This is a genomic window from Kribbella sp. (assembly GCF_035687465.1).
In the GTDB taxonomy this organism is placed as follows: domain Bacteria; phylum Actinomycetota; class Actinomycetes; order Propionibacteriales; family Kribbellaceae; genus Kribbella.
In genome coordinates, this window is record NZ_DASRXP010000496.1 from 1 (window position 1) to 2,805 (window position 2,805).

A 2,805-nucleotide genomic window follows, 5' to 3' on the forward strand; every position below is an offset into this window, starting at 1 on the left:
GCGGAACTCCGGTTCGGAGTACCACTCCCCCAGTACTTCGAAGACAGCGCTCAACTGCGCGGCCGGGTCGTCCCCGGCACCCTCGGCCGCTGACCGGATCCACCGGCTGATGCGGTCGCTGCGCGCCTCCAGGACCGCCTCGATCAGGCCGTCCTTGGACCCGAAGTGCCGGTACAGCGTCTCCTTCGAGGCGCCGACCGACGAGCACAGCTCCGCGATGCCGACCCCGTCCAGGCCGCGCTGGTAGAAGACCAGAGTGGCGGCCTCGAGCATGGCCGCACGGGTCCGTTCGGGATCGAGCGAGGTTCCTTTGGCAACCGGCATGAGACAGATGGTACCGCCCGTCCCCATCTGCTGCTAAGGTCACGATGGTACCGACCGGTTCGATCAAGGGGTGACTGGTGAAGTATCGGCTCGCGCTCGGATCGGTGGCCGCGGTGGGATTCGCACGCTTCTCGTACGGCCTGGTGGTTCCGGCCATGCGTGAAGAACTCGGGTGGTCCTTGGCCGACGCGGGTCTCCAGACGACAGCGAACGGCGACGGCTACCTGATCGGCGCGATCGTGGTCGCCCTGGTCGTCCGTCGCCTCGGTACTGCGCGGTCGTTCCAGCTCGGCATGGTCGTCACGACAATGTCCCTCGCCGCCACCGCCGCTACCTCCTCTTACGAGCTTCAGTTGTTGCTGCGGGCAACCGCTGGGGTGGCGGGGGCGTTGGTGTTCGTCTCAGGCGCGGTGATTGCCGCGCGGCGGGCAGCGACGGATCGGTCGGCGATCACGGTCTTCTTCGGAGGCGCCGGGCTCGGCATCGCGTTGAGCGGACTCGTCCTCCCGCTCCTGCTGGACGGCAACTCCGCCCGCTGGCCGACAGCGTGGCTACTGTTGGCGGCCGGATCGTTGCTGGCGACAATCATCTCGTGGTCCGCGGCGACGTCTGCACCGACCGCTTCGGAACACCGCGCCAAGCTGGGCAGACTCTGGCCGGTCGGGATCGCCTACGTGTTGTTCGGCGCCGGCTACATCGTCTACTTGACCTTCCTCTCGACGTACCTGGCCGGGCAACACAGCAACGCGCGGCAGATCGCGGCCACCTGGACCCTGCTGGGACTCGCCGCGATCCTCGCACCGCTGGTGTGGAATCGGGCGGTGACGACGTGGAGCGGTGCCCGCTCGATGGCGACCTTGATCGGCCTGCAGGTTGTGGCCGCCGTGCTCCCCCTGCTGCATCACAGCCGAGCAACCGTACTGGCTTCCGCCGCGATCTTCGGGCTGACCTTCCTCAACGTTCCCGCCTCGGTCGCGGCACTCGTACGCCGTACTGTCCCGCAGCAGGGGTGGACCGCGACCATCGGGGCACTCACCGTGCTGTTCGCGGCCGGACAGACCGTCAGCCCTTGGCCCGCAGGGTTTCTCGCGGACCACCTGGGCGCGTCGACGGCACTCGCCTGGACCGCCGTCCTCTGCGGCGCGGGCGCGCTGACCGCCTTCAGCTGGCCAACTGTCTTCAGCTGGAAGGCGGAATCTCGCCGGAGCCTCGAATCGTCAGCTTCACCGGAACCCTGACTGTGCGCCCCGGGCGGTGCGGCTCGGGAAGGCGTTCGGTCATCAACTGGATCGCGGTCCGGGCCATCACGTCGGCCGACTGCGCGACCGCGGTGAGCCCAGGGCTGAGCAGGTCGCCGAGGGCGAGATCGTCGAACGACACCAGCGCGACCCTGTCGCGGCGGCCCGCCAGGCCTCGCAGTACCTCGGCTGTGGTCATGTTGTTCGCGCTCAGCAGCGCGGTGGCCGGCTCGTGCCGATCCAGTACTGCGGACAGGGTGATCCCGATGCCCTCGGTGGTCGGCTCGGACAGGTGGACCAGGTCTTCGTCCACCTCGATCCGGTGCCGGGCCATCGCCGCGCGGTAGGCGACGACGCGCTCCCGGGCGGTGAAGATCCGCTCATCGTCGCCGAGGTAGGCGATCCGGCGATGACCCTGACGGACCAGGTGGTCGATCGCCTGGTCGATCCCGCCGGCGTTGTCGGCCAGGACGGCGTCGGCCTCGATCCCGTGCGCCGGCCGGTCGATCGTGACCACGGCCATCCCCGCGTCCACGTGCGGGGCCAGGTAGTCCTGGGTCTCGCCGATCGGCGCCATGATCAGCGCATCGGGGCGCCGGGCAACGAACTCGAGGCAGACCTCCCGCTCGCGGTCCGGATCCTCGTCGGTCAGACCGATCATCACCACCGAGCCGCTGCCCCGGGCCCACAGCTCGACCGCCCGGCCGAGCGAGGCGAAGAACGGGTCACCGATGTCGCGGATCACCACGGCGATGGTGCCGGTCTTGCCCCGGCGGAGCATCCGGGCGCTCTCGTTCGGGGTGTAGTTGAGGTCCTTGATCGCGGCCTGGACCTTGGCGGTCAGCTCGGGGCTGACGTTCGGCTCCTCGTTGACCACCCGGGAGACGGTCTTCAGCGCCACCCCCGCCCGGGCCGCGACCTCTTTCATGGTGGGCCGGCGCTGCCCGGTTCCGTTGACACCAGTCATGCTCACTGGTGACCTCGCTTCGCTTCGGGCACCACTGAGCAAGGCTCGCTGTACTTATTGGTTTGTTCGCTGCGCTCGCTCACGTGCCCACCCTCTGGTTAGCTTTCCACGACGACGGGGATGATCATCGGCCGGCGGCGGTGGGTGTCGCTGACCCACTTGCCGACCACGCGGCGGATCACCTGCTGCAGCTGGTACATGTCATCCACCCCGCTCCCGATCGCCTTTTCGATCTCCGCCTCGATCTTCGGCTTCAGGTCGTCGAAGACGGTGTCG

The 2,805-nt window shown here is 68.5% G+C and carries 4 protein-coding genes; 1 reads left to right on the top strand and 3 read right to left on the bottom strand.

Annotated features, from left to right (window positions below; translation table 11 throughout):
• On the bottom strand, positions 1-324 hold a 324-nt coding region (locus VFG33_RS26120; RefSeq protein ID WP_325055601.1), incomplete at its 3' end, for a TetR/AcrR family transcriptional regulator.
• A 77-nt stretch (positions 325-401) separates the two neighbouring features.
• On the opposite strand from VFG33_RS26120, the gene VFG33_RS26125 reads away from it, so the two are divergent.
• Positions 402-1,562: a YbfB/YjiJ family MFS transporter gene (locus VFG33_RS26125; RefSeq protein ID WP_325055602.1), complete on the top strand. Its 1,161-nt coding sequence runs from the start codon at positions 402-404 to the stop codon at positions 1,560-1,562.
• On the opposite strand, the gene VFG33_RS26130 is transcribed toward VFG33_RS26125, so the two are convergent.
• Together VFG33_RS26130 and VFG33_RS26135 are read right to left on the bottom strand one after the other, a co-directional pair.
• Entirely contained in the window at positions 1,504-2,529 is a 1,026-nt protein-coding gene (locus VFG33_RS26130; RefSeq protein ID WP_325055603.1) for a LacI family DNA-binding transcriptional regulator, read from the bottom strand. The two genes, VFG33_RS26125 and VFG33_RS26130, sit on opposite strands and share 59 nt — an antisense overlap.
• Before the next feature lie 98 nt (positions 2,530-2,627).
• The gene (locus VFG33_RS26135; RefSeq protein WP_325055604.1) at positions 2,628-2,786 is read right to left on the bottom strand and encodes a hypothetical protein; all 159 of its coding nucleotides are present in this window, start codon (positions 2,784-2,786) and stop codon (positions 2,628-2,630) included.
• Between the last annotated feature and the right edge of the window lie 19 nt (positions 2,787-2,805).

Excerpts from the sequence above, each read along its gene's own strand:
- VFG33_RS26130 (WP_325055603.1), bottom strand. The coding sequence starts at position 2,529 with ATGACTGGTGTCAACGGAACCGGGCAGCGCCGGCCCACCATGAAAGAG.